Annotated in this window: 13 protein-coding genes; 2 read left to right on the forward strand and 11 right to left on the reverse strand. The window is 34.8% G+C overall.

Going from position 1 to position 16,288, the window contains the following annotated elements:
• Positions 1-113: 113 nt before the first annotated feature.
• The 11 genes from V7K32_RS09700 to V7K32_RS09750 form a co-directional block, all read right to left on the reverse strand.
• Complete coding sequence (locus V7K32_RS09700; protein WP_334992536.1) at positions 114-1,265, reverse strand: glycosyltransferase; 1,152 nt, start codon at positions 1,263-1,265, stop codon at positions 114-116.
• Between the two features lie 107 nt (positions 1,266-1,372).
• Positions 1,373-2,260 (reverse strand): glycosyltransferase family 2 protein, encoded by an 888-nt coding sequence (locus V7K32_RS09705; RefSeq protein ID WP_334992538.1) that lies wholly within the window; start codon positions 2,258-2,260, stop codon positions 1,373-1,375.
• A 214-nt stretch (positions 2,261-2,474) separates the two neighbouring features.
• Entirely contained in the window at positions 2,475-3,491 is a 1,017-nt protein-coding gene (locus V7K32_RS09710; RefSeq protein WP_334992540.1) for a hypothetical protein, read from the reverse strand.
• A gap of 24 nt (positions 3,492-3,515) precedes the next feature.
• A complete protein-coding gene (locus tag V7K32_RS09715) occupies positions 3,516-4,787 on the reverse strand; it encodes a glycosyltransferase family 4 protein (RefSeq protein WP_334992542.1) in 1,272 nt (423 codons plus the stop codon).
• Positions 4,788-4,952: 165 nt separating this feature from the next.
• On the reverse strand, positions 4,953-5,780 hold the full coding sequence (locus V7K32_RS09720) for a class I SAM-dependent methyltransferase (RefSeq protein WP_334992544.1): 828 nt from the start codon (positions 5,778-5,780) through the stop codon (positions 4,953-4,955).
• Between the two features lie 42 nt (positions 5,781-5,822).
• On the reverse strand, positions 5,823-7,043 hold the full coding sequence (locus V7K32_RS09725) for an O-antigen ligase family protein (RefSeq protein ID WP_334992546.1): 1,221 nt from the start codon (positions 7,041-7,043) through the stop codon (positions 5,823-5,825).
• A 38-nt stretch (positions 7,044-7,081) separates the two neighbouring features.
• Positions 7,082-8,008, reverse strand: a complete 927-nt coding sequence (locus V7K32_RS09730; RefSeq protein WP_334992548.1) for a glycosyltransferase family 2 protein — start codon at positions 8,006-8,008, stop codon at positions 7,082-7,084.
• Between the two features lie 52 nt (positions 8,009-8,060).
• A complete protein-coding gene (locus V7K32_RS09735; RefSeq protein ID WP_334992550.1) occupies positions 8,061-9,383 on the reverse strand; it encodes a flippase in 1,323 nt (440 codons plus the stop codon).
• A 113-nt stretch (positions 9,384-9,496) separates the two neighbouring features.
• A complete protein-coding gene (locus V7K32_RS09740; protein WP_334992552.1) occupies positions 9,497-10,450 on the reverse strand; it encodes a glycosyltransferase family 2 protein in 954 nt (317 codons plus the stop codon).
• A 274-nt stretch (positions 10,451-10,724) separates the two neighbouring features.
• A complete protein-coding gene (locus tag V7K32_RS09745; protein WP_334992554.1) occupies positions 10,725-11,666 on the reverse strand; it encodes a hypothetical protein in 942 nt (313 codons plus the stop codon).
• A gap of 75 nt (positions 11,667-11,741) precedes the next feature.
• Complete coding sequence (locus V7K32_RS09750) at positions 11,742-13,946, reverse strand: GumC family protein (RefSeq protein WP_334992556.1); 2,205 nt, start codon at positions 13,944-13,946, stop codon at positions 11,742-11,744.
• Positions 13,947-15,138: 1,192 nt separating this feature from the next.
• Between V7K32_RS09750 and V7K32_RS09755 the strand changes: the two genes are divergently transcribed.
• Together V7K32_RS09755 and V7K32_RS28705 are read left to right on the forward strand one after the other, a co-directional pair.
• Positions 15,139-15,531 carry a hypothetical protein gene (locus V7K32_RS09755; protein ID WP_334992558.1) on the forward strand — a complete coding sequence of 131 codons (393 nt, stop codon included), beginning with the start codon at positions 15,139-15,141 and terminating at the stop codon, positions 15,529-15,531.
• Between the two features lie 520 nt (positions 15,532-16,051).
• Positions 16,052-16,258 (forward strand): DUF3172 domain-containing protein, encoded by a 207-nt coding sequence (locus V7K32_RS28705; RefSeq protein ID WP_442938718.1) that lies wholly within the window; start codon positions 16,052-16,054, stop codon positions 16,256-16,258.
• Positions 16,259-16,288 lie beyond the last annotated feature (30 nt).

A 16,288-nucleotide genomic window follows, 5' to 3' on the forward strand; every position in this document is an offset into this window, starting at 1 on the left:
TAATTGTTATTTTGGAAGTATGAAAGGTTAGCTCACAGCCAAGGTGAGTATTTTAAAACTAGTTTTTAGCATATTTAAATATGCTAAAAAATTTTTTTTGTAAATAAATATAGCTAAGAACTACTGCCTTCAATTAGGATTCTTGCGATATTTTGCGCTCTTGCATTCCAGGAATATTTTTCTGTAATTAAGGTATATGCACTATCTACAAGTGATTGATATTTAGCAATATTTGAAGCTGCATCCAGCACTGTATTAGCGATTTCTTCAGTGGAATATCCTGTTACTAAAAGATGTTGTAAATGGCGAAATTCTTCTAAACCTCGCAAACCTTCTGGTGTTGATATAACTAACTTTTTACTTGCAAAATAATCTAATGCTTTATTGCGAGCGCCACCTGCTACTGCTTGTTTTGAAAAAGGCAACAAAGCAATATCTGCATATTTAAGATGAGCAACAAAAGCTTCTCTTTTAGGTAAAAACCCTAAAAAAGAAATATTAGAAGGTATCGGTACTAAAACATCATTACTATCTCTACCAATAATAACAAAATGTACTTTTTGTGGATAATTTTCAAGATATTTAGCCACCTCAATAGTCATTAATACAGACATATCATTGCTTGGAAATTGAAATGTCTTAGGAGCAATAATAACTACTATTTTGGCTGGTCTAAATGCTAGATAGGGATCTTTATATAGGAACAATTCAGCATTTAGTAAGTCTTCAGTCACACCATTCCCAATACTATAAATATGCTGTGAAGTTTTACCATACCACTGAGAAATTAATTTAGGGATTGAGTCACCGGCAGCAATAATTGGAACACCAGAAAATATTAAAATTCCTTGAGCAATATATGTTTTAATACATTGTACAAACTCGTTAAAAGGATTGGCAACTGAAAATAAGCGCATCCAGTATTCGTATGCGGAAAATGTATGGAAATCTAATACAAGATAGGGCTTATTGCGTTTTATAAGCTTCAGTGAAATTAAAGCAGCTAATCCAGGTAATGTTTCTTGAGCATAAATGATATCTGGGCAAAACTCATCAATGCACTTTTTTATAGTTTGAATATATGACTTCAAACTTCTTGAGCCGATTGAAATAGAAGGTGCATATTTAACAGATGAACAATCTAATCCTATTTGAAAAATATCAAAATATTTAGTTAGGTATTGTCCGAGATAAAAAGGTCTAGTAAAAGCACCAAATGGCTGACTAGAATCGAGTGTTGAGATAATTAGTAAGCGTTTACCCATAATGAGGATTGCTGATTATTCTAATACTTAAGAACTTCATGTTTGAGGCGGCATTCGTAACTTTATGCAGATATTCTTGGAGAATAACTTTAGTGCAAGGATAAAGCTTATAAATTACTTTGGTTAATATCCTCAGAAAATGTGGAAGAGATTGCCAAATTTTTGTAACCAATAATTGCTCTGATATAGGGTAAAAACCAGTAAAATATCCAGGTTTTCCCAGAGTGTCTGCTACAAAATATAGTCCAGGATTTCAATGGAAATGCTTTAATTTGTAACACCTTATTCAAGCGTTCTAGTATACTTAAATTGGTATCTACCCAACTATTTCGGATAGAATTTTTAGTACAAGTACCAACATATCCAGGAGCTGCCCATATTTGACAACCCAATTTACGCGCTCTGAGGGCATAATCTAAATCTCCTAAAGTGTGAAGAAAAGCTGTATCAAGATTGCCAACTTTTGCTACAACAGTTTTAGGGATTAACACACAGTTACCATACATAGCATCGCATTTTTGGATAACCGAACTTGGTTTTAAAAATTCAAACTTATTAGAATACCACTTTTTAGATTTTACTGCTCCTCCATAGGTTGCTTTTCCTGTTATTGGGTCTTTAGTTGAACCAACTACAATTGAGTCTGAATAACCTTGTTTAATCAAATTTTGATGAATCTGTAATAATCTACTAACAGCATTGGCTTCCAAAAATGTATCATCATTCAACCACAGATAATAATCATATTGATTTCTTATCGCCCTACCAAAGGCGAGATGCATTCCTCCTACCCAGAATAAATTGCCATTACCTTGAAGAATGTGTACCTCTGGATATTCTGCTTTGATAGCTTGTGCAGTCCCATCAGAGCTACCATCATCAGTTAAATAAACATCACAATAATTTGTTTGCTCATATAAAGCATGTAGACAGGCAAGAGTTGTATTCCGCCTGTTGTAGCAGGTCATAATTACAGCCAAATTTGCTTGTTTCATCTCATTTACCTCATCTAATTTTTATAAAATATTCAATGCAAATAATTTTTGCGTAACTTTTACATCAGGACTTACGCAAAACTATAAAAAAGTTAACCGCAAAGGAAACAAAAAATACGTTCGCGCAGCATCTTGCAGAGAATAAATAAGAGTTCCAAAGAGTTCTTATTTTTATATTCACAGCAATAAATACTTATTTGATTTTCGATTAGGTTTAAAGTTTAGCCATCCTTTCTATCCAGCCACTCAGGTTAATATCTAAACTAAAGTTTTGTAATTTTTGTTCCATTCTTCTGACTACTAACATATATCGATGCAAAACTGATACACGAGGCATATTGAGTCTGACAACCTCTTCACACAACCATCGATATTTTTCGGAATTGTTATTAAGTTTTTTCAATTTTTCGATTTGTGTATTCCAATCGTTGTAAAAGAATAAGTTGAAATAATGAATGGATATAATTTCATCCCAATGTTGAATTTGTAGTTTTTTTGACAAACGGTTATGTAAAGGTAATGGATAACTATAATTAGGAGGAAGATGTTCGACGGTTTCTTCTAAGGCACATAAAGTTACAGATAAAACAGACTGCTCAACAAAATAAATACCCTGAGGAGGACTAATATCCAGCCGCATTACTTTTTCAAAATTCTCTTTCCAAGCTGTAAATATACCTACGCTCTTTCTTACAACAACCAAACCAGAATTCCAGTAGGCTCTGATTCTTTTATTACCAATTGGTGTCTTAACAAATACTTCACGCTTTACCCCCAGCACTTCATATAGTTTTTGCCAGTACCATTCTTGAGGATCTTGCAGTCCTGTAGAACCAATTCCTTGACCATACTCAGGACGCATTCTTACATTACAATTTACTGGCAATACAAATTCTTTTGGTTCAGAGAAAAAGCATTTGTCACTGTCTAAAAAAACTAATATTTCTGCATCGATATTTTGTTCTGCATAGGCACAAACTAAAGGTTTATTAGCTAAATAATATTCATGAAATTCTTGGTTTATAGGAAGTTGTTGATGAATCACCTGCAACGCTTCAAATGCTTGTTGAGTTTGCTTTGATATCGGTTCACCTACTCTAGGGTGAAAGCTATATATAGGTGTGTTTTTCAATTCGCCGCAGAACTTACGAATACTTTCTGCAAGCATTAAAGATTGATCTTCTAAACGACCAGGTTCTGTACAAATTATAAAAGCTATAGGTATTGACATATTATGAAGTATTGATTTCTTAAGTTAATGACTAAATGAAGATTTATTCGCTGTCATCAATATTTCCTGAAACAAAGCTGAATAACGACGTGCTTGAAGTTCCAGAGTGAATTCTTGTTCGGCTTTCTCACGAGCATAAAATGACAGCTTTTGTAGCCTCTCTTCATTTTCAAGTACCCAGGTAATTCCTTTGGTAAAATCTTCAATTTCATAAGGTTTAGCCAAATAGCCGTTTTCCTGATGATCAACGATATCTTTTAAGCCAGTAGAATTAAACGCCACAACTGGAGTACCACAAGCGAGTGATTCAGAAGCTGTCTGTCCAAAAGATTCTTGAAGAGACGGTACAAGCATGACATCAGCTGCTGAGTACACAGTTGCTAAAGATATATCATCGTGTAAATGTCCCAAATAGTGAGTTCTGAAACCCAAGTCAGGTGGCTTTTCAGGTTTAGATGCACCAAAAATAACAATCTCCAACTTATCTTTCCAGCCAGATTTGCTTAATTCTTGTAGTGCTGGTTGCAAGTAATGAAAACCTTTTCTAGAGTCATTGGTTGCATCTAGCGCTCCAAAGAGAATGAGTTGTTTATCCAGAGGTAAATTCAATAATTCTCGCGCTAAACCTTGATGAACAGGTTTATACTTCTGAGTATCCAGCCCATTGGTAATTACTTCAATTCGCAAATTTTTAAACAGTGAACTAGACTTAGCACATTCCGCTAACCAAGTGCCTGGCGAAACAATTGTCAGATTCAAATTTTTCAAAGCTTTGATTTTGCGTTGCCATACCCAATGGGATAAATCCCCATCCTTTTTGCTGTTCAGTTGAGGGCAGGCTCCACAAGAGATTTGGTAGCGATCGCAATCTCCAGCATAGCTGCATCCTCCAGTAAATGCCCACATATCATGAATTGTCCAAACTAAAGGGCGCTTTAGTTTAGCAAGGGTTTCTATTTGCATAAAAGCTGCACTAATCCAATGCAAATTGATGATGTCTGGATTAATTTGAGCAACTTTATAAACAACACTATCTGGCAACCATTGAATAAAAAATGGAGTGTTTTGCTTTTGAGAATAAAGCTTTAAAGGTAAGGTTTCAAATGTCAATTTGGCCTTGGCAATACCTTGAAATAATCTGATTTTAGGTGCAATTACTGTTTTGTCATCAATAGATTTTTCTTGCACCAGCATTTGTGATTGTAAATCAATATTTTGTAACCCTTTGTGCAAGCGATATGCAGCACGAGCCGCACCACCAGCCACATCCTGGGTGCTAAGGAGCAAGACGTTCATATTAATTACTACTATACTATCTTTCAAAAAATCTACTTGATATAGCGGTTATCCATTGGATGAGAACACCAAAGTCGTTGCTATCAAATCATTTCAGCAAACTTTTTGTATCTCACTGAACTGCACACCGCTATAATGCTGCTTCCCTATCACAGATAATCAGTATTATTTGTTTGGCTTGATGCCCTCACAATATAACGAGCCTGGTAGATATACTGTTCCATCAGCATTAATATCTAAGACTTCATTACTAAAGTTTGGAATCTCACTTATATGGGCATCCAAAAATTTAATATCCCAAAAACCAACTCTTTCAAAGAGGGTTTTCATACTATAGCTATCATACATCCACTTATGTTTTTCACCTAGGGAGGTTTCATCTATAAGAGACTTGCGGACATACCGTGGTATCAATCTCTTTACTATGTCAACATAGAGGTATTTAAATTTATTTTTGAGTTTATTTTCATTAATACTAAATACCTTTTCTAACAAAGAAGCAGTATCATGGGTTGCTATTTCTTTTTTGATATTTACACCTGTTCTTGCTTCTACATAAGTTCTGGATGATTCATCATTATTTTCAAGCAATTGTCGCCAATAACTTTTCATCAAACCACCGTGTTCTGTTCTAACTAATTGGTCGATTAACTCAATAATAATCCATTCATATTGTTTCCTTGCTTCTTGATTCTGAATACTATCGATAAGTCTTAAATATTCACGGCATGTTCGCTCTAAGTCAGGAACAACGATACGTAAAATCCCTTGAGGTTTTAAAACTCTATAGCATTCTTTCACAAGCATTTCTCCCGTGTCTTTAGAAAAATGCTCTAAAACATGACTGCTATAAATCACATCGAAATAATCTTTAGGGTATGGAAGTGGTTGCAGTAAGTTATGAGCAATTACTTCAGGATGCTCAGAATTAAAATCTATATTTATCCATCCCGACGAAAATCTGTGTCCACATCCAAAATTTAACTTTTTCATGTTTTTTCTCCTTTTAGTTATGCAAGTATGTAAACTATTTACCTATTTATATATTGGTGTCCTTTGAAAACTAAGAGTTAGAGATAGATAGGTTGTGAGATACATCAACCAATTCCAGCTGGGAGTTAATAATCTTGCTTCTGATAAATTCACTATGACAATGATAATTAGCATTTGCATTGGCCAATAATCTTCTGGTTTTTCTGCTACTGAAACAATTCGAGTCAGCGCCATTACGAAGAACCGGATAAATCCTGCTACAAAAGTCAAGAAACCTAAAAATCCTAATTCTAACAATAGTTGCAAAAAGCCATTATGAGCATTACTTGCCCAATCATAAGTAGCTCTCAGATTAGATGCAGCATTACTAGTCCAAAATCCAGAATATCCATAACCTAGCCAAGGTCTTTCCCAAACCTTAGCTATCACTAATTCCCAGAGATCAGAGCGACCATTCAAGGTAAGGTCTTTACCAGAAGTACCAACTACAGTTTCAGCATTATTGATCAGTAATATTGAAACAATAATCAGTAACATTAAGGCTAAAGTTATCATAATAACTTGTAATTTATAATTAGTTTTTTTAAAAGATTGGTAAAAAGGTAAAAGTAATATCATCGTCAATAGGATAGCCAAAGATGTTGTTGAACGCGTGAGGATAATTAGACATATAGATAACCCGCATAGTGTCCACATCAACCAGCGATATCGATAGCTACTAAGGGCAAGATGTAAAAAAACTCCTGCACTCCAATTCATCATGTAACCTAATTCATTTTTATGACCATAAATTCCACTCCACATATTTAGTAATTCAGGTGATGTGTGAATATAACCTGGTATGAATGCAGAGAATATCATAGATAATAATGCTGCAACACCAAGCGCCCAAGCTATTAGCCTCATTTGTTCCCTAAGGGGATAACGCATTGCCAAATAGATTGCAATAAAATATATTCGGATTAAACCTTTTATATCTTTTAGAGTAGAACTTAGGTCTTCTGACCACAATATAGAAAATATAACTATTGCTAGTAAAAAAAACTGTAAGGGACTTTTGCTAATTACATAAATAAAGCCTTTCCAGTATGAAATTAAAAAATAAAATAATATTAAATATGAAACTATATTGAACAAAGTATCTACCTTATCGCCTCCAAGAGTAGACATAGAAACTTCTTGTGCAGGGTGTATTGTTAATGCTCCTACAGCAATTAGTAATAGCAAAATAGTTAATATTTTTTCTGTTAATTTAACATTCATTGTTAATGTTTAATTTTACTGATATTCTAAATATATCACTATTTTTTTATCGTTGAGTAATTCAATCTTTTCTTTACTTCCTCTTTAAAAATATCCAATACAGTTGCTTTATAGACTGTATTTTGTGTAAAATTATCTGCGTCTATATTCCTTACAATAAACGGTGGATGTTTTAAGGGAAATTCCATCGCTTGCATCGACATATTAATGAACGAAAATTCTTGGTTGGAAGTGAAATGAGTCGCATCGACACCAACACCAACATTAGAGATTAAATTGACGTTGGGAATAATGCTTAAGCTACCTTGTATCCAGCAAGCAAATGTCCATTGATAATCCCAGGTTATACCTGTCGGATTATTATAAACAGACTGAAATATTCGTTGCCAATAACTTATTGCTTTTGGGTCTACAAGAATGTCATGTAAAAGGTTTTCTGCTTGTACCTCTTTCCAGAGTTTGATCGTCAAATCATAATGTTGCCAAGCACGTCTCCAACTTGCCCAACCCCAGCAGTGGTTGTAGCGAGAAAAATAGTAACTGTAATTTGTGCGTTTTCGTCCAAATTGAAGATTTTGAGCAGAGATTGTGGCAACTCTGGTATCATTTCTATATTTTTCTAGCAGTTCTTCACTCAATCGGAAAAATGTTGGGTCAGGGATACAATCATCTTCTAAGATAATTGTCTCTTCAACATTATTAAATACCCAATCTAAGCCACTAGATACTCGTTTTGCACAACCTAAGTTGATATCAGAATAATTTTTGATAACTTCGCAGTTCCAATCAACTCTTTCAATAATTGCCCGAGTTGCTTCACACTTTTCTGCTTCATCTTGGCGGTCAGTGCGCGGACCATCTGCAATTACAAAAAGTTTTGTTGGCTTGGCTTGGCGAATAGCTTCAAAAACTTTCTCTGTTGTTTGTGGACGCTTGAAAATAATAAAAGTTACTGGGGTTTCCATATTTAATTAACTTGGGTAATGAACTTAATATGCAAAGGTTAGGTAAAAACGATCAATATTTATAAAATGGAAGAAGCGATCGCACCTGAATCTGAAATATTTTTTGTGTTCTTGAATCAAATGCATTGCACACAAAAGTAGCAGCAGCTTGAGATATTATTGTTGAGATAGCAGCCCCAAGTCCTGCATATTTAGGAATAAGTAATAAATTGAGAACGATGTTTAATATAGCCCCAAATAAAGTTTTACCTAAAGAAACATGGTTCAAACCTTCAGCAATAAACCAAGGTGTTGTTGCAAGACCCATAAATACAAATAAAGAAGTCCAAATATGAACTGCTAGTATTGTTCCTGCTTCTGCATATCCACTTCCGAACATCACCGTAATTATCTTGTCAGATAGGAATGTCATTGGCAGAGCAATTCCAAAAGATATACATGTCATTAGACTGAGTAATTGTCTTATTCGCTGATAATAAAGACTTTCTGATTTTTCCTTAGCTGCATAAATTGCAGGAGCAACAGAAGAAACAATAGCCCCCGGAATAAAATACCAAATTTCAGAAACTCGGACAGCAGCAGAATAAATCCCAACCTCAGTATTTCCAATCATTTGGCCTAACATGACCTGATCTATTTTCATAAAAATCATGATGGCGAACCCCGAAAAAATTAAAGGTAAACTCTCTTTCATAAGAGTTTTTGCAGCAGAAAAACTCCAACGCCATAACCATAACGAAGACCCTTTCACTTGGTAAACAATCAGCAAGCCAATTGCACTCATCACAAATTCTGCTAATGTTACCCAAGCAAAAGCTAACAATGGTGCTTTTGTTAAAATTAGTGCGATTTTGATAATACTATTTAGTAGAAACGCTATATTTTTAGCGATCACAGTGTATTTTGACTGTACTTGTGATTGAAACCATAGTTCAATAGTATCAGCCGCCCTAAAAATTCCTGCCATTGCTAAAATTGCAACTAGCCATATTTTCAGTGTTTCATGCTCACCTAAGAAAAACATAGTGCCAACTGTCAATAAAACAGAAGCAATTCCACCCAGCAACTTTAGCCAAAAAGTGGTTCCTAAAATTTCTTCTTTCTTTGATGATTGACGGACAATATGACGAACTACTACGTCGTCTAGTCCTAAAGTGAAAATAGGGCTAAATAAGCTAACAAAAGCTAAAGCATAGTTAAACAGACCATACTGTTGTACTCCTAAGTAACGTGCTATCCATACTCCTATGACCAAGCTTGCACCCATACGGAGAATACGATCAGCAAACAACCAACCTGTATTGGCAATAATTGCACGCAGCCCAGAACGAGATTTAAATTTTGATAAGTTTTGAAATTTTAATTTACTTAACATTATTTTTATAAATTAATCATGTGACATTATCTATTAATACAAACATCAAGCATTTTTTATTTATTAAATTTCAAAACCTCATAGATTTATTTAGAGTTGAAATTATTTATTTCCTACCATTTTTTTAGTTTTTTAGCCATTATATTTCTCAAAAAGTAGCTAAATAATAAAATAATGCCCTTTATTTTCCAATAAAAACTATGTTCAAATAAAAAAATTATTTTTAAATATAAAACAAAATCTTTATATTTTGGAAATGGTATGGTTTTTAACTCATTGAGAGACGTGAAAGCTAATAATAACGGTAAACTAAAATTATTTTTTTGCATGATGTAATTAAATAGGGAATTGCGTTTCCAGAATCTCTTGTATTCATAGCTGTTGTCTATGTTTAAAAATTTGTTGTTATGATACTGATTATTTGAATGTATTCTATACATCACTAAAGCTTTAGGCATATAAAACTTTTTAGCCCCTACCAAAGAAGCTCCCCATACTAGGCAGTCATCAGCCCTTACACGCCAATCTTCTATATTGGGAATAGGTAAAAATTTTCTAATTATTTCTCTACGCATTGATAATGTTGAAGTTATAGAGCCAATCCATTCACCACTATATAAAGTTCTGATTACTGAATAACCCAAATCTAAATCAACTGTATCAGCTTGAAATGTTTCTTCTACTGCTCCAATCTTTTTATACGCACAAAATATAAAATCACATTCACTAAGTATTTTATAAAAATTTAGGGCGGTTTCTAAGTATTGGGATTCATAAATATCATCTGCGTCTAAAAAAAATATAATGTCTCCAGTTGCAGCTAAGAACCCTTCGTTAAAGGATGATAACTGTCCTTGATTTTTTTGTTTTAGGATAAATTTAACATTATCTAAGTGAGTAAAATTAGCGATAACTTCGGCAGAACTATCTGTGGATGCGTCATCAACAATAATAATTTCATCAAATTTAACTGTTTGATTTAAAGCACTATAAATTGCTTCTGATACAAATTCAGCATAATTGTAATTATTAATTAAACAAGATGTTTTAATATTATTTTTATCCATATCAAAAAGATAAGGTAGATAGTTTTGACAACCTAGTAGTCTGTCAAGTCAACAATGCTTAAGTAAACTAAGTTTTATATCTCTCTCCCTGTGTCGTGCTACAACGGGGGGGAACTCCCCTGCGAGTGACGCTCCTACGGCGGGAAACCCGCTTACAGTATTGGACTCACAACAACGCACTAGCTTCTCTGTGCCTGGAGCAGTAGCTTGCGGCAAGCCGCTTTGCGTCTACGTTATTTAATCCAAGCATTGTTAGCTTGACACAGTACTATAATTACCAATACGCTGGATATTTTGAGGGATTTGTAGGAATATCTTCAGGGCTACACCTGACCCAATATTCATTATAAAGAGACTGAAAAAACGGAATTTTATCCCAACGGTTGCCTTTAATTCCAAAAAGAATTTGAGTTGCTCCTCCAAGATGCACAGCCTGTTTACCCATAGATTTAACGTAAGCAGCTAATGGAAGTCCATAAGCACCGCATCCTATAATAGCTATGTCAAAATCTTCATCTTTAATCTTGTTACACATCCACTCATAAGCATCGAACCAAGTATTAAACTGGGTTCGAGTTCCAGCCATAGATTGAACTGCTTTTAAGGTAATTAATTCAAATTCAGGTAGAATGTTCTGGTTTTGAAAAAGTAACTTTCTATGGTTGTTATATTGTGATGAAATAGTTTCTACAAAAGGATGAATGACTAAAACCTTTTTTCCTTCAATATTTTTGCTCCAAGGCTCGTTGTGATAATAAGGTTCAAGTGTATTTAATTCAACCAAAGAAGCTTTTTGGCAAGATTTTCTGATAATTTGCGGCTCTCCAATTTGGAACCATACTCCTAAAACATCTATAGATTTTGACGATTCTAAAAAAAATTGACTAAATTCATCTAGATATTTTTCATCTACTGGAAAAAAACCAGAGTTATTAGACATTGACTCAAATATAAATCTCTTGTAAGCTCCTTTTAGATATTCATGTACACAATAAGCTTCTGTGCTACCAAAGCGACTAATCATAAAAGGTTTACTATCTTTAATAAGATTGGTTACTAATTCATTACTTTGTTGAGAAGATAAAATTTGCTGATATATGTCATAGTTTTGTACGTAATTTTTAAATATTATTGCATTTGTGTAAAGAGAGCCTTTCCATTTAGCTAATGGAGTCTTTGTTTTTACCAATTGCTTGTGATTTTTGCTTAACACCATTAATTTATTCCTGCCGTTAAAAAACTTGCTTTATATGCTTGTAGTAAGGGTTATTTTCGCAATTTATAGGGTAACTTAACGCTCTTTTGAAAATTTTGTTAAGCTGCTAGATACTAAATCTTGTTCAATTTGTCGTTTTTTGTTGTCATAAAAATAATTATTAGTTTCATTTTTAGTATTCACGCCATTGATGACTATCCCTAACACTTTCTGACCAGACTGAGTTAAAAACTCTTTAGCTGAATTCGCACTGTTAAGGTCAACCACTCCAGGACGAACGACTAATAAGATCCCATCAGTGAGAGTACTTAAAACAGCAGCATCTGCTATTCCTAACAAAGGAGGTGTATCAAAAATCACGAAATCGTAATCTCTTCCAAAGTTACTAATTAATGTTGCCATGCGTTGAGAATCTAGCATTGCTACTGGATTAGGAGGCAAAATTCCAGAAGTAAGAACCTCAAGATTAGGCATCACTTCTTGTACTGTTGTATCTAAAGATGCTTCTCCAATAATTACATTACTTAATCCAATTGCATTTTTTAGCCCCCAGATATGATGCTGTATGGGATTACGCATATCTGCATCCACCAACAAGACCCGCCGTCCTGCCTGAGCCATAGTCACAGCTAAATTTGCAGATACGTCAGACTTCCCTTCTTTAGCAACGGAACTTGTGATTACAATGCTTTTTAGCGGTTTATCAGAACGGAGAAACTTCAAGTTCACTTGTAGTACTTGGTATGCGTTCCCAAGAGGGAAGTAAGGAATATCTCTGCCAATGACTTTGGGAATAGCTCTATCGAGTCCTGCTATAGAAGAATGATCTTTACCATTTCTACTTTGTATCGGAATCACTCCCAAAACACTGTATTTCAAGACTTCTTTGGCTTCTTTGACGGTCTTTACTGAGCGGTCTATTAAGTCTAAACCAAAGGCAACAATGATACCTAAGAAAATACCAACTCCTCCTCCACCAACAATAAAGAGGATTTTGCGAGGACTTTCCGCTTTATCAGGGGTTAAAGCATAGGAAATGACACGAGCATTAGGAATCTTTTGGTTCTGGGCAATATCAATTTCTTGACGTTTCTTTAAAAGTGTTTCGTAAGTCGTTTGAGCTGCTTGTAACTTTCGTTCTAGCTCTCGTTGGCTCTGTTCTAGCTTTGGCAAATTATTTGCTCGTTTGATATAGGCATCTTGCTGTTGCAAAAGTGTGGCAATTTGTCTTTCTAGACCGACGCGTTCTGCTTGAGCACGAGTAATATCTGCTATTAGGCTTTGGCGTAGTTGTCCAACCTGTAAACTTCCCTCTGTTATCTGCTCTGTACCAGCGACTTGTCCCGTCCGCTCTTTTAGTAAGCTCTTAAGAGCTACGATTTTTTCTTGTAAGTTAGTAATTGTAGGGTGTTCAGATGAAAAACGGGTACGCTCTAGTGCGAGTTGGCTTTCTGTTTCTTGGAGTTGGGCAAGCACTTTCTGAACTCCAGGTGCTTGACTCAATTCAGATGCGATTACACCTTGCTGTGAATCTATCTTAGCTTCACTGCGTAACTGTTCTAAACGACCTTTGACATCATCTAATTGAGCTAAAGCTTGAGAAATTTGGTTTCCTAATTTGGAAATCGTATCAACTGCTGCACTTGCTTCTTGTTGCAAGACAACAATTTTATTTTTTTCTTTAAATAGCCGCAGTTTTGATTCGGCTCTTCTGACGATTTCCTCAGCTTTGGGTACTTCCGTTACAAGAATCTCTTTGGCTGTAAGCGCTTCATTCTGATTAGCTTTAATATTTAGCTCGATATAACTGTTGATAACTTTATTGACGATTTTGGCAGCCAGTTCAGGATTGCTGCCTTTATAAGAAATTTGTACAACATCAGTGCCTTTGATTCCTTCTATTTTTAGTTGTTTTGCCAAGTCGGGAATCAAGAGCAGTTTGCCTTTGATATCTTTGAGGTTGAGGGAATTAATTGTTTTCTCCATCACTGGATTTGATCCAATAACTCTCACCTGAGTTTCCAGAGGATTATCGTTTACATTCAAAGCTTCCAAGCGTCCTATGTCTTCCGATAACCCTGTAAGTGAGGAAGAACGATTTGTTTTAATCATCAAACTTCCTTCTGCCCTGTATGAGGGTTTTAGTGAAAATGCATATAAGCATCCAAGGGTAACAGCTATGCCACAAATTCCGACAAGAGGTAGCCAACGCCGTTGAATAACTTCTAAGTATTTCTGAATATTTACTTCTTCAATGTGTGGTAAAGGTTCTCTGGTCATAATATATACAAATTTTATAAAGAAGTTGATTTACTTACAGGAGATATTTCTCAGTTTTTACCGACACTAGCACTGCGGTCTAATTTTTTATGGTAATATCTGCGTTGCTTGCCTGCTAATTGATAAATAGGTGTAGACGTTAATGATTTAGTTAATTAATAGTCAATTATTTTGAACACCAAAACCTTTCTCTATCTCCTAATTTACTGAATATATTAGACTAAAATGCACCATTTTTATCCTCCAGATGTATATTATGGCGAACACACGGTATTTTTAAAACTCTTGCTGGATAAGGAGATTGAGCAAAAAATTGCCTAAACAATGAAATATTAAAACCCTTGCTATTAAACGATTTTTCTACTTTAGATACGTTTGCCCTGACATCTATCAATATAGTCTTATCAGCGAAGTTTTACCTGATATTGCTTGATACTATCCTGACAAAAACCAGGAATACTCAAAGTTTTTTCCCTACTTGGATGAGTTCTGATTTGTTTTGGTTAACTTAGCATTGTGTTACTAGTGATGGAAGTATTAATTAATCATCTATTAATCAACATCATATTACGTAATAAAACTGAATTGGAGAACTTTACAAAATATTCATACAAATGCTACTATATTTGCTACCTTTTTGCTGATTCTGAAAAGACAAAAGGAATTAATTGGTTAAGGATAAGGAATAAAACAACTGTGCCAGCCTACAAGCAATGAACCAGTTACTTGTAATATGTATTGCGTATTATGTGTGTAACTTGACAGTAACACTTGGAAGAGATAAACGCCTAGTAACTAAGTTTGCACAATGAAACCGAACTATGTCAAGAAAGATAAACTAGGTAGAATTGTTTTCATTCCTGGTTTATACCAAGAACAAAGTTTGACGCTGACCGACTTAAGTTAATTAATACGGCTAAAAGAATATGAGTTAGCACAATTGCAGCAGAAAGGAGAGAACAGACAAGTGTCCAATTCCGACATCGTTAGAGCATGGACACATCAACTGCATCCTTTTAGATACAAGTCTACATCTGACTAAATAAACTTCACTATATTTTTAATGAAGTTTAGCTAAACTTCTTGCTAACTGTGTTAGCCTGAAGTATTAAAACTAGTCCGCTATTTTTTTGTTTCTGTATTTAGCTAATTTTCATTATTAAACTTACATTAAATGTAAAGACATTGAATTATGAAATTATCTTCTATCGCCTTAGTCGTTGTGATTAGTGGACTTGCTCTCCCCCAGAGTGCCTATGCTAACCAAGAAAATGTTCCCATCACAACAGGGAATTACAATCAGACTGGAGTTTTATTGACGGAACCAGCCACGATTAATACTACATGGAGTAATTTTACCGGACAGACTAATAATCCCAAGCAAACTTCTGAACCAATTTCGCGCGTGCAGGAGGGAGGATGCCAAAAGATTAACCCGCTTCAGTTCATCAATAACCCAGACGCTTTCTTTAAGCAATGTCAAAAGCCAACAAATAGCCAAACTTCTCAAAGTACTGAGCCAATTGAGTATCTTAAGGTTCCTAAACTCGATTCTGGTATTAGTGTGACAGTTACTAAGTTTTGATATAGAACTTTTTTAGCAAGAGATAACTAATTATTGGTAGGCCATTTATATAGATAATTTACGCTGAACATAAAAGCAGGTTAGACACTTAATTTCGACTTATTTGGCAATGAAGATGAATGCTTTTCTTAACCAATATCTACTAAAGTGATGGTTGAAGAGTTAGGTTAAAACTTCAATATATAGCGATTCTCCGCCCTTGTGAGGTACAAGAAGCCCACCCCCAACCTACTAGGAGCAAGCGATGAGGGGGCTATGATGTACCTCATGCGATTAGCAAACGCCTATAGTAGCATTTCCCCAAAAATCTTTGCCATAGCTGAATCATTTGGATGGATTCATAATGGTGTAATTGTGTCAAGTTAAGGTGAAAACTAGCAGGCGGCGAAGCTTTAAGGTATTGTCTCATTAAGGATATCAGACGATTTTTAGATAAGTCGGGAATCTTGTTATTGAAATTATTCTGCATAATAATCAACCACCCACCCCTAAACGTAAGTCTTTTCGCTTCAATAGGATAATTACTTGCGATCGCGGCGCGGGTGTTGCTGTCTTGCCAAGTATTATCCTTGATGTTAATGTGACCAATATTACTACTTTTAGTCAGAAAAATGTCGTCAAGAGTAATTGCATTGATAGTACTGCACCTAATACAGATGTCTGCGTGCAGAATGACACAAGAGCAATTATCATGGATACTTACCTCTTTGCCCTCCTAAATCCCTAGTTAGGGATTTCCAGAGAATAAATTACCCAA

It is taken from the genome of Nostoc sp. (assembly GCF_036917635.1).
Taxonomy (GTDB): domain Bacteria; phylum Cyanobacteriota; class Cyanobacteriia; order Cyanobacteriales; family Nostocaceae; genus Nostoc.

Bases quoted from the DNA above. Each gene is read 5' to 3' on its own strand.
- V7K32_RS09700 (WP_334992536.1), bottom strand. From the start codon at position 1,265: ATGGGTAAACGCTTACTAATTATCTCAACACTCGATTCTAGTCAGCCA.
- V7K32_RS09705 (WP_334992538.1), bottom strand. From the start codon at position 2,260: ATGAAACAAGCAAATTTGGCTGTAATTATGACCTGCTACAACAGGCGG.
- V7K32_RS09710 (WP_334992540.1), bottom strand. From the start codon at position 3,491: ATGTCAATACCTATAGCTTTTATAATTTGTACAGAACCTGGTCGTTTA.
- V7K32_RS09715 (WP_334992542.1), bottom strand. From the start codon at position 4,787: ATGAACGTCTTGCTCCTTAGCACCCAGGATGTGGCTGGTGGTGCGGCT.
- V7K32_RS09720 (WP_334992544.1), bottom strand. From the start codon at position 5,780: ATGAAAAAGTTAAATTTTGGATGTGGACACAGATTTTCGTCGGGATGG.
- V7K32_RS09725 (WP_334992546.1), bottom strand. From the start codon at position 7,043: ATGAATGTTAAATTAACAGAAAAAATATTAACTATTTTGCTATTACTA.
- V7K32_RS09730 (WP_334992548.1), bottom strand. From the start codon at position 8,008: ATGGAAACCCCAGTAACTTTTATTATTTTCAAGCGTCCACAAACAACA.
- V7K32_RS09735 (WP_334992550.1), bottom strand. From the start codon at position 9,383: ATGTTAAGTAAATTAAAATTTCAAAACTTATCAAAATTTAAATCTCGT.
- V7K32_RS09740 (WP_334992552.1), bottom strand. From the start codon at position 10,450: ATGGATAAAAATAATATTAAAACATCTTGTTTAATTAATAATTACAAT.
- V7K32_RS09745 (WP_334992554.1), bottom strand. From the start codon at position 11,666: ATGGTGTTAAGCAAAAATCACAAGCAATTGGTAAAAACAAAGACTCCA.
- V7K32_RS09750 (WP_334992556.1), bottom strand. From the start codon at position 13,946: ATGACCAGAGAACCTTTACCACACATTGAAGAAGTAAATATTCAGAAA.
- V7K32_RS09755 (WP_334992558.1), top strand. From the start codon at position 15,139: ATGAAATTATCTTCTATCGCCTTAGTCGTTGTGATTAGTGGACTTGCT.